This is a genomic window from Sphingomonas sp. PvP056 (genome assembly GCF_040549155.1).
Taxonomy (GTDB): domain Bacteria; phylum Pseudomonadota; class Alphaproteobacteria; order Sphingomonadales; family Sphingomonadaceae; genus Sphingomonas.
This window is the reverse complement of the sequence record NZ_JBEPST010000009.1, coordinates 31,956-58,875: the sequence shown is the minus strand read 5'-3', so window position 1 is coordinate 58,875 and position 26,920 is coordinate 31,956. Positions and strand designations below refer to the sequence as shown.

The window sequence follows — 26,920 nt, the reverse complement described above, 5'->3', positions numbered from 1 at the left end:
CCCAGTAGTGAGCCGGTCGTTGGAGAGCGCAGCATTGCCAAACCTGGGCCAGCGCGACTGGGCCCCGGCCTTCGCCGGGGAAGCGGCCAAAGTTGAGAAGCTGCTGTAATGCCCCACGCCGCTACTCACGCCCATACCATTCATCCCGGCGCATCAACTGATCGTACTCCGCAAACGGCGCATAATCCGGGTGCAGCTTTGCCTCGAACCCCCGCATCCCCGTCAGCCACTCCCCCGCCGCATCGCTGAAATGCCGCGCGGCGAGCGTCACGAAATCCTCGGGCAGCACCTTGTCGAGCTTCCCCGCCGGGTCGACCGGGGACGATACCTTGCCGAACGCATCGCCATTCTTGGTCAGCGACCAATATTCGAACCCGCGCGCGATCCCGGCGATATCCTCGAACCCGCCGCGCTCCGCGATCAGCCCGAGCAGTCCGAGCTGCAAGCTGAACCCCTCACGCACCGCCGCCGCCGAGGGCGCCTTACCGGTCTTGTAATCGATGATCGCCAGCGTCCCGTCCGGGTTCCGATCGATCCGGTCGAACTTGCCCGTCAGCGTCACGCCCGCAATAGCGACCTTGCCCGACTGCTCGACCGCAAGCACGCTCCGCCCCGCATCCGCCTGCTTGCCCATTTCCGCGACGATCCAGTTGATCGCCTCCATCAGCCGCGGTCGCCACAAAGCGCGCTGCATCGGATGCGCGCCGTCGAACATCGCGAGCGCACGGCCATGCAGCGTATCGAGCGCGCACGCATCCTCGCGCGCCCATCGTTCGAGGATCGCATGCACCGCGGTCCCGCGCCACGCCGCACTCGGATCGGCATCGACCGGATCGAACGGCACCAGCCCGAGGATGCGCTTGGCGTAAAAGGCATAAGGGTCGGCCTTGAGCCGGTCGACATCGGTCACCGCGATCGTCGTCGGGCGGCGCTCCGCAGGCGGCACGGGCACCGGGCGCGTGGCGGGCAGATGTTCACGCGGATCATCCAGCGCGCGCGCCCAACCCTCCAGCGCGGAAGCCCGCTCGAACCGCTCGCCCGCCAGCGCCTGCAACCGCAACCAGAAGCGCGACGCGATCGCGGGTTGCGTGCCCCCGCGCCGCGCGCGCGTGATGAGCGCGCTCGGCGCGCCCAACGCCTGCGCAAGATCATGCGCCGCCATCCCGACGCCACGATCTAATCCGGGCAACCCCAGTTCGATCCGGATCCGCGGCGCGAGCCAGGGGTCGGGCGCAGGCAGGCCCGGCCAAGTGCCCTCATTCAGCCCACCAAGGATCATCACGTCGGCGGTCTGCAACCGCGCCTCGATCAATCCATAGATCGCGATACGTGGGTGCCCGCCCTGTTGCGCCCGCACCGCGACTTCGTCCATCAACGTCGCAAGCAACGGCGCAAGGCTCGCCGGGTCGACCATCGCCGGCCCCTGCCCCGCATGATCCTCGATCCCGCGGAGCAATTCCGCGGCAGCACGGCCGTTGGGGCCAGCCCAGAGCGCATCGCCACACAGGATCTGCGCCGTCTCGCGCAACCCAGCGACCAGCGCCGCCAGCGGCGCCGCGCGCGAGAACAACGGCTCGAGCGGCTCCAGCAAAGCGCGCGCCTCGGGCCACCACGCGGTCGCATCGCCCGCACGCCGCGCGAGCCGCAAATGCGCGTCGATCCCCGACAGCCCCGCCGCCGGACGCGGCCCGCGCAACACTCGGTCGAGCGCGCGCACCCCGTCCAGCCACGCCGTCCGCTCCGGCCCCGAGCGTACCAGCGGATGCTTGAGCAACGTCAGCAAAGCGAGCGGCGCGAACCGCTGGGTTGCCGCCTCCGCCAATGCGGTGAGCAACGTCCCCGGCGGCAGGATCGACAGCGGTCGCCCCGCCGAATCGTCCACAATGATGTTCCACCGCTTGCAATGCGCCGCCACGCGCCGCGCGAGCCCACGATCGGGCGTCACCAGCGCAGCGGTCCGTCCTGGCATCTCCACCACTTCGCGCAACGCTAGCGCAATCGCCTGCGCTTCCCCCCCCGGCGTCGCGAGTTCGGCGGCGGTGATCCCGCTCAGCCTGCGCTCCTCGGCGGGAAGCGTCGTCCATTTGGCAGTCGCCTCCGCCGCCGCCAGCGCATTCGCCACCGCCTTGCCGCGCGCGACCGTCGCGTCATGGTCGCTGCCGTCGCGCCACTGGCGGACTTCGGTGCGGTTGACGCTCATCCGCTCGAGCAGCAGCTTCAAATGGAATTGCGGATGCGTCTCGATCGAGCGCCGCGTGCTGCCGGTGTCGGGGTCGAACCGGTGCGGCCCGAGCGCCTGCCACTCGCCCTCGTCCATCCCGATCGCGAGATCCGCCATCACGACCATCCCGCGCGGGCTGTCCGCCACGCAGCGCAGCAACCGCGCCACCGCGGGCGCGCTGTCGGTGATCCCCGCCGCACAGACGAACCCCGGTGGCGGCGTTGCATCCCACCGCTCCGCCAGCCGCCGCAGCAGCCGCGCGCGCCGGTCCGCCAGATCGATCCGCCCGATCCGCGCGAGTTCGCCCGGCCAGCGGTCGAGCACGATCTCGAAAAGCGCGAGCGCGCGTTCCCAATGCGCCGACATCGCTTCGTTGAGCTCGATCTGGCGCAACCGGATCGGCGCGACATCCTCGACCAGCAACTGATCGAGCGTCCGCGCGAGATCGCCCGCGAGCCGCACCGCTTCCGCCGCATCGATCGGCTGCCCGCCGCGCTGGCGTTCCTCGCCGATCAGCCGCGCGAGGATCAACCGCCGTTCGAGCGGTTCGACCGCTGGCGGGATCGGCTCCGCGCTATCCGCCGGATCGAGCGCCGCGCCGACGCCTTCGTCGAGCGCCGGATCGCCGATCGCGACCATCCGCGGGAGCAGCAAACCGTTGTCGCTCGCGCGGACGAACGCCTCGGTCAGCGCACGCTTGGCGCGATTGTTGGGGAGCAGCACCAGCCCGCGCGCGAGCCCGAGATCGTCGCCCTTGGCATTCGGCCCGAACTGCCGGATCAACCCCGCCGCCAGCGCATCGGCAAAGGCGCGGTGCGCGGGGATCGTGAAGATCTTGGGCCGGACGGGCTCAGCCATCCGCGAGCATGACCTCGGTCTTGCCGACCGCCGCGGGCGTGCCGACGTCGAACCACAGGCCCTGGTGCACCAGCCCGTACGCACGCCCTGCGGCGATCGCGCGTTCCCAGAACAGCATCGTCGAGAACGGCCCCTCGGGCCAGTCCGCGATCACGCGCGGCGACAGGATCTGGACGCCGGTATAGACGAAGGGCGCGAGCTTGCCGGGTTGCCGCCGCCCGATGATCTTGCCGTCGGCGGCAAGCCGAAAATCGCCCTGCCCGGCATGATGATTGGCGCGCGCGAGCGGCACCATCAGCAGCAGCGCGTCCATCTTCTCGTCGTCCCACCGCGCGGCGAGCATCCGGATCGCGTCGCTCGGGCCATCGACCCACAGATTGTCGCTGTTGACGACGAGGAACGGATCGTCGCCGATCAGCGCGCGCGCCTGAACGATCCCGCCGCCCGTCTCCATCAACTGCTTGCGTTCGTCGGAGACGACCACGTCGATCCCCGCGACGCGGTTGTGGAGATGCGCTTCCAGCGTGTCCGCGAGATAATGCACGTTGACGACGGCGCGCTCGACCCCGCCCGCGCGGAGCCGGTCGAACACATGATCGATCAGCGCACGCCCGTTGACCACCACCAGCGGCTTGGGCCGCGTCGCGGTGAGCGGGCGCATCCGCTTACCCAGTCCCGCCGCCATCACCATCGCGGTCTTCGGCACCGTGCCCCCCGGATCGGGCCGGATGTGCAACGTCCGCTTGGGTCCGATCACGCCGACAGCTCCATCGGGTTGCCGCGCAGTTCGGGCGGGATCGTCGCGTCGAACCATTCCCTGACCGGCGCGAGCGCGGGATGCGCGAGATCGCGGTCGAGATAGCCCCACACCCGCGGACACAAAGCGGCGTAGCGCGGCTTGCCGTCGCGCTGCCACAGCCGCGTGAAGATGCCGACGATCTTGGCGTTCCGCTGCGCGCCGAGCACGGCATAGGCGGTATCGAAATCCGCGCCAGCGCCGGACGCGGCGCGGTAATAAGCGAGCATCTCGGTCTCGACCGCTTCCGCGACATCGCGGCGCGCATCCTGGAGCAACGACACCAGATCATAGGCCGGATGCCCCGCCAGCGCGTCCTGGAAGTCGAGCAGGCCGAGCGCATCGCCCTCCCCCAGCAGCATCAGGTTTTCGGCGTGGTAATCGCGCAGCACCGTCACCATCGTGCCGTGGAGCGTCGTGCCCAGCACCGCATCCCACGCCTGGTCATACGCCGCCTGGTCCGGCGTGACGCCGATCGCGGGGCAATACCATTCGGTCAGCAGATTGGCCTCGCGGTGGAGCACCGCCAGATCGTAGCGCGGCACGGGGGCTGCTTCCTCGCGCTGCAACCGGACCAGCGTGTCAATCGCCGACCGGTACAGCCCCATTTCGCGCGCGGGGTCGGCATCGATCGTCTCGCGCATTCGCACGTCGCCGAAATCCTCCAGCAGCACCAGCCCCGTCGCCAGATCGGTCGCATGAATCGCGGGGGCGGCGAACCCGCGCTCGGTCAGCCAGCGTGCGATGTCGATGAACGGCTGCGGATCCTCCTCGGGCGGCGGCGCATCCATCAGGATCGCGCTGCGATCCCCCGCGCGCACACGGAAATATCGCCGGAACGACGCATCGCCCGCAACCGGATCGATCGTCGCGTCGGACCAGCCGTGCGCCGCGAGGAACGCCGCGGCGGCGGCGGGTGGGGTCATATCTGCTGCCATCGCTCTCTCCAGCCCGGCGGGACGGCGGCTGTCAAGCGACGCTGCCCGTCTTCTTCGATCGCCAGCGTCAGCATCAGCGCATCGGGCCAGTAACCGGGCGCGCGTTCGGGCCATTCGATCAGCAGCAGCGAATCGCTTTCGGCTTCGTCGAGCCCGAGTTCGGCGATCTCGTCCGCGTCGTCGATCCGGTAGAGATCGACGTGCAGCACCGGAAAGCGCACCTCGGGCGGCGCATAAGGCTGGACGATCGCGAAGCTCGGCGACGGGGCCTCGCCCTCCAGCCCCAGCGCCGCGAGCAGCCCGCGCGCAATGCTCGTCTTGCCCGCGCCGAGCGGCCCCTCCAGCGTGATGACGTCGCCGGGGCGGACAAGAACCGCCAGCCGCGCGCCCAGCGCCTCGGTCGCGGCGGGATCGTCAAGGATCATCTCAATATCCTGTCAGCAGCATGTTGAGCGCGTTCATGATCGCCGTCTGCTCATCGACGAACCCCGCAATCCTTTCTCCCATGCGATTGCAGGGCACGGTTCCCGCCATTTGCGTCGCCAAGACATACTCCGCGTCCGCGATACGAAAAATAGGGTTCAACCTCGCATATAAAGCCCGAAACCGGACCGCCGGGACCAAGGGCACGACGAACCGCGTCGGTAGATTGGTCAGCAGATCGGCCTGGCAGTCCAGCACGATGTCGGTGGAGTCGCGCATCCGATACGCCTCGAACCGCGCCATCAGAACTGGCTGTATCGTTCGAGCGGCAGGCCGTAGGTCGCGAGATATTCGGTATAGGCTTCGGTGGCCTCGCGATTGTCTTCCTGCCACCGGCGAATCCGCTCGGCGCTGACCGCGTCGCTCAGGCCCTGTTCGCACGCGCGCGATACGTTGATGCCGAGCTCTTTCGCCGACGCGACGAGCTGCTCGTCCAGCGTCACGTTGGTGGGGCGACGAAAGGCCGTACGATCTTCCCGAACCCGCGCCATTGCGTCCTCCCGCTATGCGCACAACCTATGCGCATAGCCGCGCCGGTACAAGTCAACGCCGCGGCAAGCGGACCGTAATGAGCGTGCCCCGCCCCGGTTCGGACACGAGCTGGATCGTCCCGCCATGCGCCTCGACGAACTGCCGTGCGAGCGGCAAGCCGAGCCCGAGCGCACGTTCGCCATTGCGGGTGATGCCGGGCTGCCCGAAGCGATCGAATGCGCGCTCGACCATTTGCGGGGTCATGCCAATCCCGTCGTCCGACACGATCATCCGCACCGCCGCAGCCGTGCCGTCGACTCGCAACAGGATCCGCCCACCCTCGCGCGTCCCCGCGATCGCGTGGCGGAGCAGATGCTCGACCATCTGCTGCAGGCGCCGCGCATCGCCGAACACGTGCCCGGTCGAGGGTTGCAGGTCCGTCACGAAGTCTAGCTTGCGCTTGCTCGCAAGCCCCGCGACCGAAGCCGCCGCCGCCTGCGACGTGACGACGAGATCGACCTCGCGCTTGTCGAGCGTGACCGTACCGCCCTCCGCCTGGGTCAGATCAAGGACTTCGTCGACCAGCATCCCGAGCCGCTCGACCGATTCGAGGATCGCTTCGACATAGCCTTCCGCCGCCTTGCTCAGCTTGCCCGCATAACCTTCGTTGAGCATCTCGGCGAACCCGCTGATCGACGTCAGCGGGGTGCGCAATTCATAGCTCATCGTCGCGACGAAGGCAGTCTTGATCCGGTCCGCCGCTTCCAGCGCCTCGTTGCGGTCGCGCAGCGCGCGCTCGATCCGTCGGCTGTCGGAAATGTCGAGCATCGTGAACAGCCCGTTGCCATCGGGCAGCGGCACCGCGGCGAATTCGTAATGCCGGCCGTCCGCAAAGGCGACCCGCCCGGCGCGCTGCTGGCGCTCGACCGTCGCCGCGCGGACCAGATCGCCGATCAGCCCAGCCCGCGCCGGGTTGGCGAGCTGCTTGGCAGCCGCCTCCGCCAGCACGTCGACGCGCGGATGGGTCGCGAGGAACTCTTCCTCGAACCCCCAGAGCGTGCGGAACTTGTGGTTCCACAATTGCAGCCGACCGTCCGCCGCGAACACGCCGAGCGCCTCGTACAGATTCTCGAACGTCGCGGTCCGCACCCGCAGCAGCGTGTCGCGCGCGCTGGCGAGCTGGACCTGCTCGGTGCGATCCTCGAAGATCAGCAGCAACCCGCCATCGGGCAACGGCTGCGCCACGACGCGGAGATGCACCCCGCCCGGCAGATGCCATTCTTCCTCGATCGCACCGCCCGCCGCGAGAAACCATTCGCGCCGTTCATTCTTCCAGCCCGGAAAATCGCGGACTTCGGGCAGACGCGATGCCTCGCGCATCCGCTCCAGCACGCGATCGAATTCGGGACGATCGGCGAGCCACTCGGGCTTCATCGCAAAGATCCGGCGGAACGGCTGGTTGCAGAACACCAGCGCGCGGTCCGGACCGAACTGCACCACCGCCGCCGAGACGCGATCGAGCATCGCGCGCTGCGCATCGTCGAACCGCTTGAGCTGCGCGCGCGCCTGTTCGAGATCTTCGATATCGATCGCGAAGCCCGCGACGCCGCCCGCCGACAGCGGCGCGTCATACACGCGCAGCATCCGCCGTTCGCCGCGGATCGTCGCGGGAAGCGTCTGTGTCTGGATCGCCTTGGCATCGCGCGCCATCACCGCGCTCGCCAGCGGTCCGCCGACCCCCGACCCCTCGACCAGTTCGAGTCCGCGCTGAACCACATCCTGCGGCGAGATCCCCTCGACCGCATCGACATAATGCGAATTGACCATCGCCAGCCGCAAGTCCGGTCCGCGATACCACATCGGCATCGGAGCGGCCTGGATGATCCCGCTCAATTCGTCATAATGCGTCGTCGCCTCGTCGACCGCAGCACGCAACTGCACGATCTCGGCTTCGCTGTCGGTCGCGTCGAACACCCACACCACCACACCGCCCGAAATCCGCACGTCGCGCGCCGCGCGACTGCCCCGGATCATCAGCGCGCGGGACGATCCCAGCGCCCGGATCGCGCGGGCGAAGGCACGCCCCGACTTCTGCGCGGCGGCGACATCCGCCGACAGTGCGGTAAAATCCTCGGGCGCGATCCCCGCGCCGTGCACCGACAGGTCGTTCAGATAGCGCGGCGGGGTCGTCAGGCCGAACCAGTCGGCGAGTCGTTCGGAACAGTCCACCCGCCCGTCGGCATGCACGATCATCGCGAGCGCAGGCGCGGACGCGAGCATCGCGGAAAGCCGCGCATTCTCGGCAAAGGTCGCGGCCGCCTCGCGACGCGCGCGCAGACCGCCGTACAGGATCACCGAAGCGCCCGTCAGCAGAACTGCCAGCCCAACCCCGCTCAGCAGCAGCGAGCTCTGCACCAAACCGATCATCCCGCCCCTTTACGACGGCGCATTGCCCGTTCCTTCGCGTACCCGCTGCGCTACCACCGGTACCACCGCGTTGACAGAGCGTGCGGCGGATCCACCGCATAGATCAAGAAAAAAGGCGGCGAGCCAGTGCTCGCCGCCTTCCTTCGACATGGATTGCCGTGGTCGGCGATCAGTAGCGATAGTGATCCGGCTTGAACGGACCCTCGACCGGCACGCCGATGTAATCGGCCTGCTTCTTGGTCAGCTGGGTCATCTTCACACCGAGCTTTTCGAGGTGAAGCGCTGCGACCTTCTCGTCGAGGTGCTTCGGCAGGACGTAGACGTCGTTCTTATACTGCTCAGGGTTGGTGAACAGTTCGATCTGCGCGAGCGTCTGGTTGGTGAAGCTTGCCGACATCACGAACGACGGGTGACCGGTCGCGTTGCCGAGGTTCACCAGACGGCCCTTGGATAGGATGATGATCTGCTTGCCGTCGTCGAACTCGACGAGATCGACCTGCGGCTTCACTTCGGTCCACTTGTAGTTCGACAGCGCCGAAATCTGGATCTCGGAGTCGAAGTGGCCGATGTTGCAGACGATCGCCATGTTCTTCATGCCGCGCATGTGGTCGGCGGTGATGACGTCGGCGTTGCCGGTCGCGGTCACGAAGATGTCGGCGCGGGTAACCGCCTCTTCCATCGTCACGACCTCGAAGCCCTCCATCGCCGCCTGCAGTGCGCAGATCGGATCGACTTCGGTCACGAGCACGCGTGCGCCGCCGTTGCGGAGCGACTGGGCCGAACCCTTGCCAACGTCACCGAAGCCGGCAACGGTCGCGACCTTGCCCGCGAGCATCACGTCGGTGCCGCGACGGATCGCGTCGACCAGCGATTCCTTGCAGCCGTACAGGTTGTCGAACTTCGACTTGGTCACGCTGTCGTTGACGTTGATCGCGGGGAACGGCAGCTCGCCCTTCTTGGCGATTGCGTACAGGCGGTGAACGCCGGTCGTGGTCTCTTCCGACACGCCCTTGATGTTCTTGACCGTCTCAGTGAGGTAGCCGGGCTTCTTCGCGATGAACGCCTTTACGGCGCGCTGCATCTCGACTTCTTCCTCATTCTCGGGCTCGCCGAACGAATGGCCGGCTTCGAGCTTGGCACCCCAGAGGGCGAACGCGGTGGCATCGCCACCGTCGTCGAGGATCATGTTGCAGGTCTGGCCGTCGCCATTGTCCCAGTCGAAGATGTTGCCGACGTAATCCCAATAGTCCGCGAGGCTCTCGCCCTTGATCGCGAACACGGGCACGCCCGACGCTGCGATCGCGGCAGCGGCATGGTCCTGCGTCGAGTAGATGTTGCACGTCGCCCAGCGAACGTCGGCACCGAGCGCGGTCAGCGTCTCGATCAGCACCGCGGTCTGGATCGTCATGTGGAGCGAACCGGTGATACGCGCGCCCTTCAGCGGCTTGGCAGTACCGAATTCGTCGCGGAGTGCCATCAGGCCGGGCATCTCGGTCTCGGCGATGTTGATTTCCGCGCGACCGAAATCGGCGAGGGTAATGTCTGCGACGACATAGTCGGTCGGCTTGTCGAGAACGGTGGCCACGGGGCATCTCCGATTGAGTTGATGCCCGCGCCCTTACTGCCGAATAGCCGTCGGATCAAATATAAAGATGTCTTTATATGTCGGTCCGAAGGGGCGCCGTCATGCGCTCGATCGCTGTCTGTGCGACGATCGCGACGTTTGCCTCAGGCGTTCCCCGCCCCGCTGACGAGCAACCGCGAGTCGATCCCGGCCCCGCCGAACGCCTGCTCCCACCGGCGCTCCGCTTGCGTATCATAGAGGATCGCCAGGTCGCCGGGCGTGCTGAACCAGCCATGCCGGCTCATCTCCGCATCGAGCTGCCCCGCCCCCCATCCGGCATAGCCCAGCGCGACGATCCAGCGCGACGGCCCGGTTCCGGCGGCAATCGCGCGGAGCACGTCGGTCGTGCCCGACAGCGCCCAGCGGTTGGCAACGCTAACCGTGTCCTGCCCGCCCCAGTCTTGGCTATGCACAACGAACCCGCGCTGCGGCTCGACCGGTCCCCCGATATGGACCGGGGCATCCGGTGCCACGCCCGGATCGATGTCGAGCTGCCCCAGCACCGCGTGGAGACCGATGCCGGGAAGCGTGTCGCCGATCCCGATCCCGAGCGCGCCTTCCGCGTCGTGCGCGCACATCGCAATGATCGCGCGCTCGAACCGCGGGTCGCCGATGCCGGGCATCGCGAGCAGGAACTGGCCGGTCAGATATGTCGTCGAGTCCATCATCCCGCATCATAGGCATGCGGGCGAGCGCTCGCCATGCTTGAAATTTGGCTGCCGCTGGCCGACGTACCGCCCAGCCGTTTCCCCATTTCAGGTCGGAGCGGCCGCATCAGGAGATTCTCATGACGATCAACGTCGGCGACCGCGTCCCCACCACCATGCTCACCAAAGTCACGCCCGATGGCCCGGATCAGGTCAGCTCGGACGAATTCTTCAAGGGCCGCAAGGTCGCGCTCGTCGCAGTTCCAGGGGCCTTCACGCCGACCTGCTCGGCGCGCCACCTCCCCGGCTTCGTCGACAAGGCGGCGGACCTGAAGGCCAAGGGCATCGACGAGATCGCCTTCACCTCGGTCAACGACGCCTTCGTCATGGGCGCATGGGGCAAGGCCAGCGACGCGGGCGACATCACGATGCTCGCCGACGGCAACGCTGAATTCGCCAAGGCTGTCGGCCTGACCTTCGATGGCTCCAAGTTCGGCATGGGCGAGCGCAGCCAGCGCTATTCGATGCTGATCAACGACGGCGTCGTCGAACAGCTCAACGTCGAGGCACCGGGTGAATTCAAGGTTTCGTCGGCAGAACATCTGCTGAGCGAAATCTAACGTACGACGAAACGAGTGTGGCGACGGAACCTCCGCTCGCCGCACTTCGTTTCTCATCCGGAACACGTCTTTATGCGAAGGGAGATCATCATGACGGATACGATCAAGCAGGCCACCGACACCGCGCAGGATCTTGGCAACAAGGCCGCGACCGAGGTCAAGAAGGTGGTCGATCCGTCGATCCTGACGCAGGCGCAGGAAGCCGTCACCGACGCGTTCAACGCGACCGTCGAGGCGGTCAAGGAACATCCGGTCGCGGCAGCCGCAATCGCAACCGGCGCGGCCGCCGCAGTGGCGGGCACGGTATATGGCGTGAAGAAGCTTCGCGAAGGCGAAGACGTGATTCCGCCCCTCAAGAAGTAACGCGATCGGGCACGCGCCTCTCCGGTGCGTGCCCCAAACCATAGCCGGTCTTGCGCGTGTAACGATACCGCATTAGCCGCTGTGCATGACGCAAGCATCCGACATCGTCGCCGAGCTCGACCGCCTGTACCGCGCGTCGGTCGAACGCCTCCAGGCGGCCCTCACCACCTACATCACCACCGGCCAGCCGCCCGCGCGCGAAAGCCGCAGCGACGGCAGCTTTGCCTACCCCGAAATCCGACTGCACTATCGCGGCGGCGAGGATCGTCCGGTGCCCCCCCGTTCGTTCGGCCGTCTCGTCAGCGAAGGCGCCTATGCGATCAGCGTCACCAAGCCCGCGATCTTCGCCGACTATCTGACCGAACAGTTGACGCTGCTGATCGAGGATTACGACGTAACCGTCGAAGCGGTCCCCGGACGGCAGGAAATCCCCTTCCCCTATGTGATCGATCCCGGCCATGCGCTGAGCCTCGACGCGGTGACCGCGACCGACCTGTCGCGGCATTTCCCCGCGACCGAACTCGCGCATATCGGTGACGAGATCGCGGACGGGCGCTATGCCGTGCTCGCCGGCGGGGCGCGTCCACTGGCGCTGTTCGACGGGTTGCGCACCGATTTTTCGTTGGCGCGGTTGCGGCATTACACCGGCACGCCCCCCGAGCACGTCCAGCGCTACGTGCTGTTCACCAACTACCACCGCTACGTCGACGAATTCGTCCGCTGGGCTTGTGCGCAGCTCGAGCCACACGCGGACGGCACGCCAAGCCGCTACATCGGTGTGTCGGGCGCAGGCGGCGTGATGATGCGCGCGGGCGACGACGTCGAGGCGATGCTCGCCGACACCAGCGCGTGGCGGCGGCACCAGATGCCCGCCTATCATTTGATGGCGGCGGACGGCACTGGGATCACTCTGGTCAACATCGGCGTCGGCCCGTCCAACGCCAAGACGATCTGCGACCATCTCGCGGTGCTGCGCCCCGAGGCCTGGCTGATGATCGGCCATTGCGGCGGCCTGCGCCCGAGCCAGCGGATCGGCGACTATGTCTTGGCGCACGCCTATCTGCGCGACGACCATATTCTCGATGACGTGCTGCCGCCCGAAATCCCGGTTCCGGCGATCGCTGAAGTCCAGTTGGCGCTGGCGCGCGCGGCCGAGACGGTCTCGGGCCAGACCGGCGACGAGCTCAAGCGCCGCCTGCGCACCGGCACGATCGTGACGACCGACGACCGCAACTGGGAACTGCAATATTCGCGCTCTGCCCTGCGCTTCTCGCTGTCGCGCGCGGTTGGAATCGACATGGAATCGGCCACAATCGCGGCGCAAGGCTACCGATTCCGCGTGCCCTATGGCACGCTGCTGTGCGTCTCGGACAAGCCGCTCCACGGCGAGTTGAAGCTCCCCGGCCAGGCCAACCGCTTCTACGAACGCGCCATCAGCGAGCATATGCGGATCGGCATCGAAGCTTGCGAGGAACTGCGCCGCGAAGGCAATAAGCTCCATTCCCGCAAACTCCGCGCCTTCAACGAGCCGCCGTTCCGGTAAGAGACGGGAAACCAGCGTCGCGTTGCGCGTTGGGGTTGCGACCAATTCAAGGATGAACCGATGGCCACGCCACCGAAAAAGCCGACCGATACCGAAACCCCGACCGAGGCGGCCGCACCGCCCAGCCCAGCGAAGCCGCCCAAGCCCCCCAAGGCGGAAAAGCCCGCACGGGCAAAATCCGCATCCGCCGGCAAGGCCCCTGCGCCGCGCAAGCCCGCCAAGCCGCGCAGCGCGGGTTCGGGGCGTCCGGTCAATCCGGGCAAGCCGATCGTGAAGCCGGCACCCCCCGCCGCCCCCACGTCCGCGACCCGGAAGCGCTGGGGCTCGGCAGCGGCCGTCGTTGGCGGACTGGCTGCCGTCGGTGCCACCGCCGCTGCGCTGTTCGCGCTGCGCGGAAGCACGCCGGTTACCGACAAACCCAACCGCGACAAGCGCGCGCATCAGGCCGACGGCAGCAATTCGAGTGCATCGTTCGAAGCGGGCATCGCCGACGAAGGCACGATCCCGGAGTAAGCCACATCCGCGCATCGCCTGTTCGGATTGCGCAGTATTAATGCCAGGTCCGGGGCCGTACCGCCATCACTGGCGGACGGCCCCGGTATACCGATCAGAAGCTCACGCTTACCGTTCCGAACACCTGTCGCGGTGCCAGCGGGAAGACGCTATACGTGTTGGTCGGCGACCCGATGCTCAGCGACGACGCCGCCTTGCGATCGGTGATGTTGGTCACGTTGACGCTGACATGCAGCGCCTTCGCGAGCATCCGCTGGTCGAGCGGGATCGTCGCCCCAACTTGCCCAGCCAGCGTGAAGTAGCCCGCCACCGACAGATCGTTGGTATAGGTCGCATAGCGGCGGCCGATATAATCGCCGATCAGCTGCGCATCCAGGATGCCGTGCCCGACCGAAAGCACCGTCTTGTTGAGCCAGTCCGGCGACCCGGGCACGTTCTTGTCGCGCGTCGGCACGGTCGTCGTTCCGCTGACGTAATCCTGCCGATATTTCGACGTATTGTACGACAGCGCATTGTACAGCGACACGCGCGGCCCGGCATGGAGCGTGAACGCCACATCCGCCCCCGTCGTCTTCACCCCACCGACGTTCTGCAGGATCGCCGCGCCGCTGGTGATCGCATTGACGGTCGGGTTGGGCGAGATGCCGAGCAGCCGGTTCGAGAAATCGACATGATAGACGCTCACCTGTCCCTCGATCGAGAAGATGCCGCCCAGCCGGTGATGCGATCGCAGGCCGCCCTCATAGGTCCAGCTCGTCTCCGGCTGGACGTTCGCCGCGAACAGGTCGAACGCGCCCTGGCTGCCAAGCGCGAACGGCGACAGCCCCGCCGCCGCACTCGTCTGGAACTGGCGAATGTTCTTCTGCGCATTGGCGAACAGCTGGTCGTTCGGCGTCACGTCCCACACTGCGCCGACCTGCGGCAGGAACACCTCGGTCGTTTCCAGCGCACCGTTGGGCAGCGCGATCGAGCCGGCGAAGGACCCCGGCAACGGCTGCACCTTCACCCGCTGGGTCGCGAACTGGTAGGTTGACTTGAACCCCGCGAGGATCGTCACCGTCGGCAGCACGTGCCACGCGTCCTGGATATGGCTCTGCAGTTCGTCGACGCGGACTTCGCTGTAATATTGCGTGATCAGCGGCGTCAGCGTGTCGCGCGGACGCTGATACGGCGTCGAGGGGTTGTTGACGTCGAGCGCATACCAGCGACGGAATGCCGACGAACTCTGATGCTCGAACCAGCCGCCGAACTCGATATCATGGTTGCCGAGCGCCAGCTTCATCGTCTGAACGATCCCGCCGCGATCGATCCGATACTCGGTCGTCCGCGTCGCGAAGCCCGAGCCGCCGAACACGCTCGAGAGGTTCCGCCCGGGGTAATAGACCGAGAACAGCTGCGGCAGCCCCGCCACGGTGATCGGCCCGGCGACAACGCCGACGCCGTCATTGTGATGATAATAGACCTTGGCGTCGTAGCTGACCTTGTCGCTCAACCGAGCGGTCATCGCGAGATAGCCGAGATAGTCGGTCCGCTGCGCGTCGCTGTAATAATTGCGGTAATTGTCCTTGGCCGCGGTGTAGGCAGGCGACGTCAGATACGCGACCGCGCTCTTGAAATCCGGGTAGAGGAACGGGCGGACATAGGGCACGTTGCCCGGCGTCTCACCCTTCGAGATGTTGACGACGGTCGCGTCCTCGTTCGGCTCGGTCTTGTCCGAATAGGCGAAATATCCGGTCAGCCGCAGTGCGCCGCTGTCATGGACGAACTTGCCGTTCGCCTGATACCCGCCCTGCTTGCCGTTGAAGTCCCAGGCGCGCGCATCCTGCCGCACGCCCGAGACATAGAAGGCATTGCCGCCGCCAAGATCGCCGCTGTCGACGCGCGCGAAGGTGCGGAAGGAGTCATAGCTGCCGACCGTCTGCGCGATCGTGGCGCCGCGCTCGCGCTTGGGGTCGCTAGAGAAGGTATCGATCGTTCCGCCGAGATTGCTGGTCGACGCGGTCCCCAGATCCCCCGCGCCACTCGCGAGCGTGACACGCCCGACATTCTCCGAGATGATCGCACGTTGCGGCGACAACCCGTTGTAATTGCCGTAATTCTGGTCACCGAGCGGGATCCCGTCGAGGGTATAGCCAAGCTGCTGCTGGTTGAAGCCGTGGATGAACAGCGAGATGTTCTGTTCGTTGTTCCCCCACGGATCCGCGGTCAGGAAGGTCACGCCCGGCAGCGTCTGGATCGCCTTCAGCGGGTTGATCCCCGGCAGGATCTTCTGCATCTCGACACCCTCAAGCTGCGTCACCGACCGCGTGCTGCGACGGCCGGTCACGACGATCTGCCCGGTTTCGGTGGCATCCTCGACGGGCGTGGCGACGGGGTCGGCGGGAACCGCGACTGGCGGGGTTTCGGGCGCAGCTGCTGCCATCGTGGGCAGTCCACCCATCATGCCGAGCGCGAGCGCACCCCAAGAAACCATCCGGAACGTCATGTAAAATCCCCCTGTCGCACTGCAACACACGGGCGCTTAGGCGGGATATACGACGGGACGGCGTCAGTTGGATGACGCGCAGAAGTCAGTCCGGCGGCGGATGTTCTCCCTTCGCTCTCGATCTCCTTCGCTTCCCCGGCGAAGGCCGGGGCCCAGTCGCGGAACAGAAGATTGCTGGCGGCTGCGCTTCGTTACGTCCGCCAGCGCGACTGGGCCCCGGCCTTCGCCGGGGAAGCGCACGTATATGGGCGCGCGCTCCTACCCCGGAATGACCCCCGCCGCCGCCAGTACATCGAGCGCATCCCCCGACAACCCCAGCGCCTCGCGGAGCGCATCCCGCGTATCCGCCCCGGCGCGCGGCGGCGCGTGGTCGTACCGTGCAGGGGTCGCGGACAGCTTCGCAGGAAAGCCCACGACCCGGAGCGGCGTGCCGTCCTCCCGGTGCATCGTCTGGACGCTGGCGCGCTCCACGACATGCGGGTCGCCGATGATTTCGGGCACGCTCTGCACCTTGCCTGCCGGAAGCTTGGCGGCTTCCATCGCAGCCACCAGATCGTCGACCCGCCACCGCGCGACAATCGGGCCGATCACCGCCTGCAGCGCCTCGCGGTTGACGCTGCGTAGCGCCACGGTGGCAAAGCGCGCGTCCTCGACCAGCGAGGCGAGGCCTAGGATTGCGGCGAAATCCCGAAACTGCCGGTCGTTGCCCAATGCGACGACGATGTCGCCGTCGGCACACGCATAATCGCGATACGGCACGATGTCGGGATGGTCGTTGCCCAACCGCCCCGGCACCGCGCCCCCATTGAGATAGCGCGACGCCTGGTTCGACAACAGGCTGAGCTGCGTGTCGAGCAGCGCGCAATCGATATGCTGCCCCTCGCCGGTCGCATCGCGGTGGCGCAGCGCCGCGAGAATCGCGACCGTGGCATACGTCCCCGTGAACAGGTCGACGATCGGCACGCCGACCTTCATCGGCCCGCCGCCGGGGACGCCGTCGGGCAGGCCGGTGATGCTCATCAGCCCGCCCATCGCCTGGATCAGGAAATCATAGCCGCCTTTGTCGGCATAGGGCCCGGTCTGGCCGAACCCGGTGATCGAGCAATAGACCAACCGCGGGTTGAGTGCGGACAGGCTCGCGTAATCGAGCCCGTATTTGGCAAGCCCGCCAACGCGAAAGTTCTCGACCAGCACGTCGCTCTGCTGCGCCAGGCGACGGATCAGGTCCGCCCCCTCGGGCTTGGCGAGATCGATCGCGAGCGACCGCTTGTTGCGGTTGGCGCACAGGAAATAAGCGGAGTCCCCCGATCCGTCAGCGAGTGCAGGACCGCCCCACCGGCGCGTGTCATCCCCCTGCCCCGGCTGCTCGATCTTGAGCACTTCGGCACCCAGATCCCCCAGCATCTGCGTCGCCCACGGACCAGCGAGCACGCGCGAAAGATCGAGGACCTTGATGCCGTTCAGGGCGGCGGGGGACGGTAGACCGGGAGGGGGAACGCTGGACATACGCAAGGTGCTGCCACGAAACGCAGCAGCATACGAGGGGGGAGCGCGACGTTCAGAGCTTGATCGTCCGCCCCTCGCGTGCGGAACGATAGATCGCTTCCACGATCCGCATATCGCGCAGCCCCTCCTCGCCCGAGACGATCGGCTGCCGACCCGTCATCACGCTTTGCGCCATATGGTCGAGCTGTCCCGCAAACTGCGTCTTGGCCGGACCGGGTGGCGGCGTGATCTTGCGTTCGCGACCGTCCTTGCCGACCCACATCTGGTTGCCGTCATAGCGCGTCGCGGGTTCGAGCTCGATCCGCCCGGCGTCGCCCATCAGCAGGATGTGGTTCTGGTTCGCGCTATACATCGACTGGCACCCGGCGATCGCCCCCGACGGAAATTCGAGCGTCCACTCGATCATGTCCTCGACTTCGCTGAAGCGGGGATCGCGCCGGTCGGTGGATTCACGCGCAGTCACCGCGACCGGCTCTTCGCCCGTCATGTAGCGTGCCGCCTGCAAGCTGTAGATGCCCATGTCCATCAGCGACCCGCCCCCCGACAGCGCGCGCTTGAGCCGCCATTTCGACGGATCACCCTGGACGAAGCCATGCTCGGACCGAACATAGCGGATCTTGCCCGCCGCCCCGCTCCGCGCCAGCCGCATCGCCTCGAGGTTATGCGCCTCGAAATGGCAGCGATAGCCGATCATCAGCTTGCGATCCGCCTTGCGGCATGCCGTGATCATCGCCTCGCATTCGGCGACCGAGATCGCCATCGGCTTCTCGCACAGCACATGCTTGCCCGCACGCGCCGCGCGGATCGTGTATTCGGCATGCATCCCGTTGGGCAGGCAGACATAGACGATGTCGATTTCGGGATTGTCGCGGATCTTGTCGAAATCGGCGTAGGAATAGATCGCCCGCTCGGGCACGCCATGCGCGCGCGCGACGCGCTGCGCCTTGGCGCGGTCCCCGCTGACCAGCGCCACGAGCCGACTGTGCTCGCAATTGACGAATTGCGGAATGATGACGTCGAGCCCGTAATAGCCAAGGCCGACGATCGCATAGCCGAGCGGACGCTCCGTCGCCGCGCATGCCGACCCCGCGGGCGCGAGCAACAGGGCGGCCGAGCCGAGCAAAACGTCGCGACGTCCGATATCCATGCGCATCCTTCCCAAAACCGTTATTCGCTCAGTGCGCGAGCGTTCGCCCGTTCCAGCCGAGCGACTGGGCGGTTATTGCAAGCTGCGTGCGATTGCGCACCTGCAACTTGCGCATCAATGCGGTCATGTGCGCCTTTACGGTCGCCTCGGCGATCCCGAGGTCGAACGCGATCTGCTTGTTGAGCTGCCCGGAATAGACCCCGTCGAGCACCTTCCGCTGCGTCGGCGTCAATAAGGCGAGCGGTGGCGACGACGCGGTCGCGGCTTCGGTCGCCGGTGCTTCTTGTCGATTGGTTTTCACACAACCTCTCCCTGATGATCTGCCCGACGCTGCAGGCAGTGCACGGTCGGCCCCAACCGCCGTTCGAGTCCCGTTTTCGGATCCTTCGTGGGTCAGTCTAGGCAAATTGGTTGGACAGATTCAACCTACAATCGCATTTTGCCGCACGATTGGTAGCAATCGTTGCAGATTTAACGCAAACGTTGTCGGACAGGTCGGTCATGCGGATGAACGGGTGCGATGGCGTTGCCAGTCATTCGATGCGTCCGCTAACCTGCATCGAGCGCGGACGAGGAAAAGAAGCGATGAGCGAAGGGCGCCTGGCGGACCGTGCCTATGCCGGCATCGTCGAGATCATCAACACCGACGATTTGTCCGTCGGGGATCGGCTGCCGTCAGAGGCGCGCCTTGCCGAGATGTTCGGCATGTCGCGCACGATCGTGCGCGAGGCACTGGTGCGGTTGGCGTCCGACGGGATCACCGAGGCGCGGCGCGGCGCGGGCTCGTTCGTCAAGAACCGTCCGTCGAACCAGCTGATCGCCTTCATGCCGATGGACCACATGTCCGCGACGCTCGGCACTTACGAAGTGCGTTTCGTGCTCGAATCCGAGGCGGCCCGGCTCGCGGCGACGCGCCGGTCGGAGGATGAGATGGCGCAGATCGAGGATGGCCTCGACCAGCTTCGCACCGCGCTGTTGTCGAGCGCGCCGGCGCATGACGAGGACATGGAGTTTCACCGCCGCATCATGCTCGCGACCGCCAACCCTGCGTTCCTGGTGACGTTCGAGGCGCTGTTTGCCGATGTCGACCGGATCATGCGCGCCGGCGTCGACATCTCGCGCTCGCGCCCGCCCGAAGTGATCGGCGCGATGCTGCGCGAACACGAGATGATCGTCGCCGCGATCCGTGCGCAGGACGCGGACGGCGCGGCGCTGGCGATGCGCTGGCATCTGTCGGAAGGCCGCAAGCGATTGATGCCGTAAGGCTTCCCCGCCCTTCGCCGCCCGCCCGTCCCTCACCGTCCCGCCCCCAACTCCGTTCGGGCTGAGCGAAGTCGAAGCCTGTTCTTGTCGTAGCACAGTGCTCGATGACCCTCAGCGCTGTACCGTATCCCGCGCGCGCAACCGTGACGCCTCGCTGACAAGCCATTCAACCGACGCGGCACACGATGCCTCAGGCGTTGCTCCGGCATCGAGGATCATCGCGGGCTCGTCCGCCGTAGGACGCTCCAGCGTGGCGATCTGGCTGTCGAGCAGGCTCGGCGGCATGTAATGCCCCACCCGTGCCGCCATCCGCCGCTGCAGCTCCGCCGGACTGTTGTCGAGCAGGATGAACCGCGTCGGTTCGACGATCGCATCGATCAGCCGTGTGCGATACCGCCGCCGCAGCGCGGAACAGGCGGCCACCGCGATACCGTCGCGGCGCACCGCGGTCCCCAACGCCGCCCCCAGCCTGTCCAGCCACGGCCAGCGATCCGCGTCATCGAGCGGGTGACCGCTGCGCATCTTGGCGACGGCGGCGGCGTCGTGATAGCTGTCGCCCTCGAGAAACGGTGCGCCCAGCGCGTCTGCCAGCCGTTCGCCGAGCGTGGACTTGCCGCTCCCGCTGACCCCCATGATGATCACCGCCATCGGCGCGATCGTGCTGTTGCAATATGGCCGCTGCACTCTTGATCCTTGTACCTGGGGCCATCTCGCAGGTCTTCTACGGTGCTCCCGTCGGTTCCGGGAACTACGACCTTGGTCGCGGATGTCACGCGCCAATCCCCGGCCTATCCCGCACGAAACCGGCCACGCAGGCGCTGGTCGAGGAGAGCGGCGACGTGATGAGACATACCGGACGCTGGCTGGTGACGACCGCGGCAGTGCTGCTGCCGTGCACCGCGTTTGCCGCGCCTCCCCAGGCCACGCCTTCATCCCGGTCGACGCTTGCGTCGGCGCCAAAGGACGCCAACGCCATCACGGTCAATGCCCCGACCGACGGCAAGACCGACGCAACCGCCGCGATTCAGCAAGCGATCGACGCTTCACGTCGCGCGAGCGGCCAGGGTGCAGGGATCGTGTTCCTCCCCTCGGGGCGGTATCGCATCACGCGCAGCATCCTCGTTCCCCCGGGCGTCCGCATCTTCGGGGTAGGCCGCACGCGTCCGGTACTCGTGCTCGCCGACGCAACGCCCGGGTTCCAGCAGGGCGTGGGGACGATGGTCGTCTTCACCGGTGGCGACCAGTATAACGTCGGCAAGGTCCCCGTTCCCGTCCCCACCATCGTCCCGCCGCGCGACGACGTTCGCGATGCCAATTCCGCGACCTTCTATTCGGCGATGAGCAACGTCGATGTCGAGATCGGCGCGGGCAATCCGGCGGCGACTGCAGTGCGCTTCCACGTCGCGCAACATGCGTTCCTGACGCACATGGACTTCCGCCTCGGGTCGGGGTTCGCCGGGGTCTATCAGGCGGGCAACGTGATGGAAGACGTCCACTTCCACGGCGGGCGATACGGCATCGTCACCGAAAAGACCTCGCCTGCGTGGCAGTTCACGCTGCTCGATTCCAGCTTCGACGGGCAACGCGACGCCGCGATCCGCGAACATGAGGTCGATCTCACCCTCATCAACGTGGCGATCCGCGACACACCCGTCGGGATCGAGATCGACCCCGGCTACAGCGACTCTTTGTGGGGCAAGAACGTCCGGTTCGAACGCGTATCGCGCGCGGGCGTCGTCATCAGCCGCGAGAACAGCGTCTTCACGCAGATCGGCTTCGACAACGCGGTCGCGACCGACACGCCGGTGTTCGCGCAGTTCCGTGAGAGCGGCAAGACGATCCCCGGCAAGGGGCGCACCTACCGGGTCGCCGCATTCAGTCACGGCGTCGCGGTCCCTGCGCTCGGCACCACCGGCACGATCGCCACCGACGCACGGATCGAACCGTTGCGCGCAATGCCCCGGCCCGGACCCGCCGCCATTCGTGCAATCCCGGCGGTCAGCGAATGGACCGATGCCAAGACGCTCGGTGTCATCGGCGATGGCAAGACCGACGACACCGCCGCGCTGCAGCGCGCAATTGACACCCACCGCGTCGTCTATCTCCCGATCGGCTTCTACCGCGTGACAGGAACGATCAAGCTGCGTCCCGACAGCGTCCTGCTCGGGCTCCACCCGGCGCTGACGCAATTGGTGCTCCCCGACAGCAACCCCGCCCATGCCGGTCCCGGCAGCGTCGTCCCGCTGCTCGAAACGCCACGTGGCGGCAACAACATTGTGTCGGGGCTCGGACTGTTCACCGGACGGATCAACCCGCGCGCCATCGCACTGCTGTGGAAGTCGGGCGCGACCTCGCTGGTCGACGACGTCAAGATCATGGGCGGGGGCGGATCTCCGACAGCCGACGGACTATCGCTCGGTGCCAAGGCCGCGCGCAGCGGCGACCCGGTCGCCGACAATCGCTGGGACGCGCAATATCCGAGCATCTGGGTCACCGATGGCGGCGGTGGGACGTTCGCCGACGTGTGGACCCCCAACACGTTTGCACAGGCCGGCTTCTACGTATCCGATACGAAGACACCCGGTTATGTCTTTGAATTGTCGGCAGAACATCACGTACGCAACGAGATCGTCCTGGACGGTGTGGAGAATTGGGAATTCCACGCCCCGCAGACCGAACAGGAAGTCGGCGAAGGCATGGACGCGGTGTCGCTCGACATCCGCAATTCGCGCAACCTGATGTTCGCCAACTATCATGCCTATCGCGTCACGCGGACCTACCATCCCGCAACGACCGCGGTCCAGCTGACCAACAGCAGCGATATCCGCTTCCGCAACGTCCACATCAACGCCGAAAGCGCGTTCGCCAGTTGCGAGGCGGCGGGCTGCGGCACCTATGTCCGCGCCAGCAAATTCCCGTTCGAGAATGCGATCGTCGACAAAACCCGCCACGTCGCGTTGCGCGAACGCGAGTTCGCCAGGCTCGACCTGCCCGCAACCCCGGTCGTGGCGGCAGCGACATCCGCGATCCCCGGCATCGGCGCGGTGCGCAAGCTGGAGGACGGGTTCTTCTCGATCTCGGGCGCGGCGGTCGACGCCAAGGGCGCGCTCTACTTCGTCGAGCACCGCTTCCAGCGGATCCTGCGCTGGAGCGAAGGCGCCGGGCTCGAAACCGTCCGTGACGTTCCGCTCGACCCGGTCAATCTGGCCGTCGATGCCTCGGGCAAGCTGCTCGTGCTGTCGTCACTGGGCGCGGAGGCGACGGTCTATGCGTTCGATCCGCGCGGCCCCAAGACCGACGTCCAGCTGATCCCGACCACGCCCACCGCGTCGCATCCGGCGGCGGACACGCTGCTCCCGGTCAATTGGTGGGACAACGGCGAGTTCCGCGACCAGTATGACGCCGCGACCGACCATTTCACCACCCTCGGCGAAATGTTCGCGCGCGATGCCGGAACGGCCAAGACGCGCGAATATGTCTCGCCCGACGGAAGCCTCGTCCTGCCCGCGTTCCGCGTGTGGCAGCAGGGCGCGCCCGACCACGTCGGCTGGCGCTTCTCCGATACGCTTGACAGCTACGGCTTCGTCCGCGGCAAGGTCGGCGAGCGGGTGTTCGTCAGCAACGAATCCGAAGGGCGCACGCTCAGCGGGCTGGTCGGCGCGGGTGGTACGCTGACCGACCTCAAGATGTTCGCCGAACGCGGCGGCGAGAGCGTCGCGGTCGCGAAGGACGGCCGCGTGTTCATCGCGAACGGACAGGTCTTCGTCCACGCTGCGGACGGCAGCGCGATCGGCATGATCGACGTGCCCGAGCGGCCGCTGCAACTGATCTTCGGCGGGGCGGACGGGCGGACCCTGTTCATCCTGACGCACCATTCGCTGTACTCGGTGCGCATATGAACGACGGGTCTATCAAACATAACAATTAGCAACAAAAACAACGGGGTGGGGACTAACATGAAGATCATCGCAAAGGACATTCCTTCCGCCGCACGCCGCCGCGGCATGCTCCTGGGCGCAAGCCTTGCATCCCTGATCGCGGTCGCACTCGCGGTGCCAGCCACCGCGCAAACGGTGCCGAGCGAACAGACAACGCCGGCCGAAACGCCGTCACCCTCGGCATCGCTGCCCAGCGACACCGCCGCCGCCGCGACGCAGGCGAGCGACGACATCGTCGTCACGGGCTCGCGCATCACCGCAAGCGGCTTCACCGCGCCGACGCCGACGACGATGATCGGGGCCGCCGACATCGCGCGCAACGCGGAACCCAACGTGTTCACGACGATCGCGCAATTGCCCTCGCTACAGGGATCGAGCGGCGTCACCACCGGCACCAACAGCACGTCGAGCGGCCAGCAGGGGCTGAGCTCCTTCTCGCTGCGCGGTCTGGGGACGATCCGCACGCTGACTTTGCTCGATGGCCAACGAGTCGTCGGCGCGAACGTCACCGGCGTTCCCGACATCAGCCTGTTCCCGCAACTGCTGATCAAGCGCGTCGACGTGGTGACCGGCGGTGCGTCCGCGTCTTATGGCTCGGATGCGGTCGGCGGCGTCGTCAACTTCATAACCGACAAGCGCTTCGTCGGTTTTCGCGCGAACGTGCAGGGCGGCATCACGACGTACGGCGACAACAAGCAGGGCCTGTTCCAGGCCGCCATCGGCAAGAGTTTCTTCAACGATCGCCTGCACGTACAGCTCAGTGGTGAGTATGATCACGAAGACGGGGTCCCCGCCGGCGGCTTTGGCGAAGCAGCCCCGAACGGGCGGCAGTGGTATCGCACGACGACCTTCGTCAATCGCAACGTCACCAACGACGGGTCGCCGCAATATCTGGTCCGCGATCATGCGCAGGCGTATCAATACACCAAATACGGCCTGATCAGCGCCGGACCGCTGCAAGGCACGGCGTTCGACGTCAACGGCAATCCGTTCCAGTTCCAATACGGTTCGAACGGCGTGCCCGCGAAGAATGCGGCCGGCACCGTCTCGGGCTGCTTCTCGGCGGGCGGGTTCTGCCTCGGGGGCGATCTGTCCGGCAACGTCGGGATCGGCACGACGCTCCAGTCGCGCCTCGATCGCTACAACGGCTATGGGCGTATCGGTTTCGACGTCGATGCCAACAACGAGATCTACGCGACCGTCAACATCGCGCAGGTCGATACGATGAACCAGCCAAACCCCGGCGCAACAAAGTCCGGGCTGACGCTGCAATGTTCCAACCCGTATGTTCCCGCCTCGATTCAGGCGGCCTGTGCCACCGCGGGGATCACGCAATTCCAGTTCGGCACCAGCAACGGTCAGTTGCCGCGCAACATCACCGTCTACCCCTCGCGCAAGCAGTATCGCTTCGTCGGTGGCGCGGCGGGCAAGCTGCCGGTGTTCGGGACCGACTGGTCGTATGACGTGTCGTATGAGCACGGTGAGAACATCACCGACATCAACGTCGAGAACATCACGCTGACCCCGCGCTACAATGCCGCGATCCAGGCGATCCGTCTCAACGGCGAGATCGTCTGCGCAAGCGCGACGGCGCGGGCCAACGGGTGCGTGCCGATCAACATCATCGGCGGTGCCACGCCGAGCGCGGCAGCGCTCGCCTATATCACCCCTGCCAACGGCCCGATGCAGCATACCCGCCAGACGCAGGACGCGTTCACCTTCGCCTTCAACGGTTCCCCGCTGGAACTCTGGGCCGGCCCGGTGTCATTCGCTGCGGGTGCGGAATATCGCAACGAATTCTACCACGTCGTCGGCGATCCCTATGGCAACGGCGTGTCGGACGAGAGCCCGTACAGCGCGGATTACCCCGCAGATCCGTTGCTCTCGACCAATGGGGCGAACTGGTACGCGGGCAATTACCACAATGGCCGCGGCAGCTATCACGTCGCCGAGGGCTTCCTCGAGGTGAACCTGCCGTTCCTCAAGTCGGAACAGCTTGGCAGCGCCAACCTCAACGTTGCCGGTCGCGTGACCAATTACAGCACGTCGGGCACGGTCTATACGTGGAAGGTCGGCGGCACCTGGGACACACCGATCGATGGCATCCGCCTGCGCGCGGTGACCTCCCGCGACGTGCGCGCGCCCAATTTGTCCGAACTCTTCGCCGCGCCGATCACCACGACGATCCCCAATTTCACCAACCCGTTTACCGGGACCGCGCTGACCATCCTGCAGAACGCAATCGGCAACACCGCGCTCAAGCCCGAGATCGCGCGCAACACCACGGCGGGCATCGTGCTGTCGCGCGCGGCGTTCCTTCCCGGATTCAGCGCATCGTTCGATTACTACCGGATCAAGCTCAACGGCGTGATCTCTACGCTCAACGCGCAGCAGGAGGTGAACCTCTGCCGTGACGGGGTGACCTCGCTGTGCAGCGCGTTCGATCTCGCCCCCGCGACCGGCACGCCGTACGTCAATCTCCAGGCGTTCAACCTCGCGTCGATCTTCACCGATGGCTTCGACATCGAGGCGAGCTACCGGACCCGGCTCGACAAGCTCAGCATCCCCGGCCAGATCGAGCTGCGGGGGCTGGCCACCAATGTCCGCAACTTCATCACCGATCCGGGCGTGCCGGGCACGATCCCCACTCAGGGCGCGGGCGTGAACGCGGGCAATACACCATCGTGGAAGCTGCTCGCGATCGAGACCTGGTCGACCGACCGGTTCAGCTTCAACCTGCAGCAACGCTGGTTCAGCGACGGTGTCTACAGCAACGAATATGTCGTGTGTAGCACCGGCACCTGCCCGGTCGGTCGCACCGCACTCCAGAACACGCAGCATCCGACGATCGACAACAACACGATGCGCGGCGCATTCTATCTCGATCTCGGCGGCGCGTTCGACATCACCAAGAAGCTGAACGTCTACTTCAAGATCTCGAACGTGCTCGATCGCGATCCGACCCCGTCGCCGCAGACCAACACCGGCATCGACGTCAATCAGGGCCTGTACGACACGCTCGGCCGCCTGTTCCGGGTCGGTGCCCGCTACAACTTCTAGCCTCCGTTCCCCGCGCC

At 66.4% G+C, this 26,920-nt stretch carries 21 protein-coding genes; 7 read left to right on the top strand and 14 right to left on the bottom strand.

Annotated features, from left to right (window positions below; genetic code table 11):
* Positions 1-121 precede the first annotated feature (121 nt).
* The 9 genes from addB to ABIC17_RS18335 form a co-directional block, all read right to left on the bottom strand.
* Positions 122-3,079 carry a double-strand break repair protein AddB gene (gene addB / locus ABIC17_RS18375; protein ID WP_354284329.1) on the bottom strand — a complete coding sequence of 986 codons (2,958 nt, stop codon included), beginning with the start codon at positions 3,077-3,079 and terminating at the stop codon, positions 122-124.
* Positions 3,072-3,836, bottom strand: a complete 765-nt coding sequence (locus ABIC17_RS18370; protein WP_354284327.1) for a nucleotidyltransferase family protein — start codon at positions 3,834-3,836, stop codon at positions 3,072-3,074. The genes addB and ABIC17_RS18370 overlap by 8 nt, the downstream gene beginning before the upstream one ends.
* Complete coding sequence (locus tag ABIC17_RS18365; RefSeq protein WP_354284584.1) at positions 3,833-4,801, bottom strand: aminoglycoside phosphotransferase family protein; 969 nt, start codon at positions 4,799-4,801, stop codon at positions 3,833-3,835. Before ABIC17_RS18365 ends, ABIC17_RS18370 begins: the two co-directional genes overlap by 4 nt.
* Positions 4,798-5,238 carry a tRNA (adenosine(37)-N6)-threonylcarbamoyltransferase complex ATPase subunit type 1 TsaE gene (gene tsaE / locus ABIC17_RS18360; protein WP_354284325.1) on the bottom strand — a complete coding sequence of 147 codons (441 nt, stop codon included), beginning with the start codon at positions 5,236-5,238 and terminating at the stop codon, positions 4,798-4,800. The genes ABIC17_RS18365 and tsaE overlap by 4 nt, the downstream gene beginning before the upstream one ends.
* A 1-nt stretch (position 5,239) precedes the next feature.
* Positions 5,240-5,515, bottom strand: coding sequence for a CcdB family protein (locus ABIC17_RS18355; protein WP_354284323.1), 276 nt, complete (start codon positions 5,513-5,515; stop codon positions 5,240-5,242).
* Between the two features lie 23 nt (positions 5,516-5,538).
* Entirely contained in the window at positions 5,539-5,787 is a 249-nt protein-coding gene (locus tag ABIC17_RS18350; protein ID WP_354284321.1) for a type II toxin-antitoxin system CcdA family antitoxin, read from the bottom strand.
* A 52-nt stretch (positions 5,788-5,839) separates the two neighbouring features.
* Complete coding sequence (locus ABIC17_RS18345) at positions 5,840-8,194, bottom strand: sensor histidine kinase (RefSeq protein WP_354284319.1); 2,355 nt, start codon at positions 8,192-8,194, stop codon at positions 5,840-5,842.
* A 169-nt stretch (positions 8,195-8,363) separates the two neighbouring features.
* A complete protein-coding gene (gene ahcY / locus ABIC17_RS18340) occupies positions 8,364-9,779 on the bottom strand; it encodes an adenosylhomocysteinase (RefSeq protein ID WP_354284317.1) in 1,416 nt (471 codons plus the stop codon).
* A 143-nt stretch (positions 9,780-9,922) separates the two neighbouring features.
* Positions 9,923-10,483, bottom strand: a complete 561-nt coding sequence (locus ABIC17_RS18335; protein ID WP_354284315.1) for a YqgE/AlgH family protein — start codon at positions 10,481-10,483, stop codon at positions 9,923-9,925.
* Between the two features lie 122 nt (positions 10,484-10,605).
* Between ABIC17_RS18335 and ABIC17_RS18330 the strand changes: the two genes are divergently transcribed.
* The 4 genes from ABIC17_RS18330 to ABIC17_RS18315 all read left to right on the top strand — a co-directional run bounded on the left by ABIC17_RS18330 (position 10,606) and on the right by ABIC17_RS18315 (position 13,504).
* Entirely contained in the window at positions 10,606-11,085 is a 480-nt protein-coding gene (locus ABIC17_RS18330; protein ID WP_354284313.1) for a peroxiredoxin, read from the top strand.
* Positions 11,086-11,175: 90 nt separating this feature from the next.
* Entirely contained in the window at positions 11,176-11,448 is a 273-nt protein-coding gene (locus ABIC17_RS18325; protein WP_354284311.1) for a hypothetical protein, read from the top strand.
* Positions 11,449-11,533: 85 nt separating this feature from the next.
* The gene (locus ABIC17_RS18320; protein WP_354284309.1) at positions 11,534-12,991 is read left to right on the top strand and encodes an AMP nucleosidase; all 1,458 of its coding nucleotides are present in this window, start codon (positions 11,534-11,536) and stop codon (positions 12,989-12,991) included.
* 60 nt (positions 12,992-13,051) lie between these two features.
* Positions 13,052-13,504: a hypothetical protein gene (locus ABIC17_RS18315; RefSeq protein WP_354284307.1), complete on the top strand. Its 453-nt coding sequence runs from the start codon at positions 13,052-13,054 to the stop codon at positions 13,502-13,504.
* A gap of 94 nt (positions 13,505-13,598) precedes the next feature.
* Here ABIC17_RS18315 and ABIC17_RS18310 read toward each other — a convergent pair whose 3' ends face one another.
* The 4 genes from ABIC17_RS18310 to ABIC17_RS18295 all read right to left on the bottom strand — a co-directional run bounded on the left by ABIC17_RS18310 (position 13,599) and on the right by ABIC17_RS18295 (position 18,943).
* Complete coding sequence (locus ABIC17_RS18310) at positions 13,599-15,989, bottom strand: TonB-dependent receptor (RefSeq protein WP_354284305.1); 2,391 nt, start codon at positions 15,987-15,989, stop codon at positions 13,599-13,601.
* 258 nt (positions 15,990-16,247) lie between these two features.
* Positions 16,248-17,495: a CaiB/BaiF CoA transferase family protein gene (locus ABIC17_RS18305; protein WP_354284303.1), complete on the bottom strand. Its 1,248-nt coding sequence runs from the start codon at positions 17,493-17,495 to the stop codon at positions 16,248-16,250.
* A gap of 52 nt (positions 17,496-17,547) precedes the next feature.
* Entirely contained in the window at positions 17,548-18,642 is a 1,095-nt protein-coding gene (locus ABIC17_RS18300) for a Gfo/Idh/MocA family protein (RefSeq protein ID WP_354284301.1), read from the bottom strand.
* A gap of 28 nt (positions 18,643-18,670) precedes the next feature.
* Entirely contained in the window at positions 18,671-18,943 is a 273-nt protein-coding gene (locus ABIC17_RS18295) for a response regulator transcription factor (protein WP_502958500.1), read from the bottom strand.
* Positions 18,944-19,227: 284 nt separating this feature from the next.
* Here ABIC17_RS18295 and ABIC17_RS18290 point away from each other — a divergent pair, with 284 nt between their 5' ends.
* Positions 19,228-19,905, top strand: a complete 678-nt coding sequence (locus ABIC17_RS18290) for a FadR/GntR family transcriptional regulator (RefSeq protein WP_354284299.1) — start codon at positions 19,228-19,230, stop codon at positions 19,903-19,905.
* A gap of 111 nt (positions 19,906-20,016) precedes the next feature.
* Here ABIC17_RS18290 and ABIC17_RS18285 read toward each other — a convergent pair whose 3' ends face one another.
* Positions 20,017-20,553, bottom strand: coding sequence for a gluconokinase (locus tag ABIC17_RS18285; protein ID WP_354284580.1), 537 nt, complete (start codon positions 20,551-20,553; stop codon positions 20,017-20,019).
* Positions 20,554-20,747: 194 nt separating this feature from the next.
* On the opposite strand from ABIC17_RS18285, the gene ABIC17_RS18280 reads away from it, so the two are divergent.
* A complete protein-coding gene (locus ABIC17_RS18280) occupies positions 20,748-23,804 on the top strand; it encodes a glycosyl hydrolase family 28-related protein (RefSeq protein ID WP_354284578.1) in 3,057 nt (1,018 codons plus the stop codon).
* A 57-nt stretch (positions 23,805-23,861) separates the two neighbouring features.
* Positions 23,862-26,903 carry a TonB-dependent receptor plug domain-containing protein gene (locus ABIC17_RS18275; RefSeq protein WP_354284297.1) on the top strand — a complete coding sequence of 1,014 codons (3,042 nt, stop codon included), beginning with the start codon at positions 23,862-23,864 and terminating at the stop codon, positions 26,901-26,903.
* The last annotated feature ends 17 nt before the right edge of the window (positions 26,904-26,920 follow it).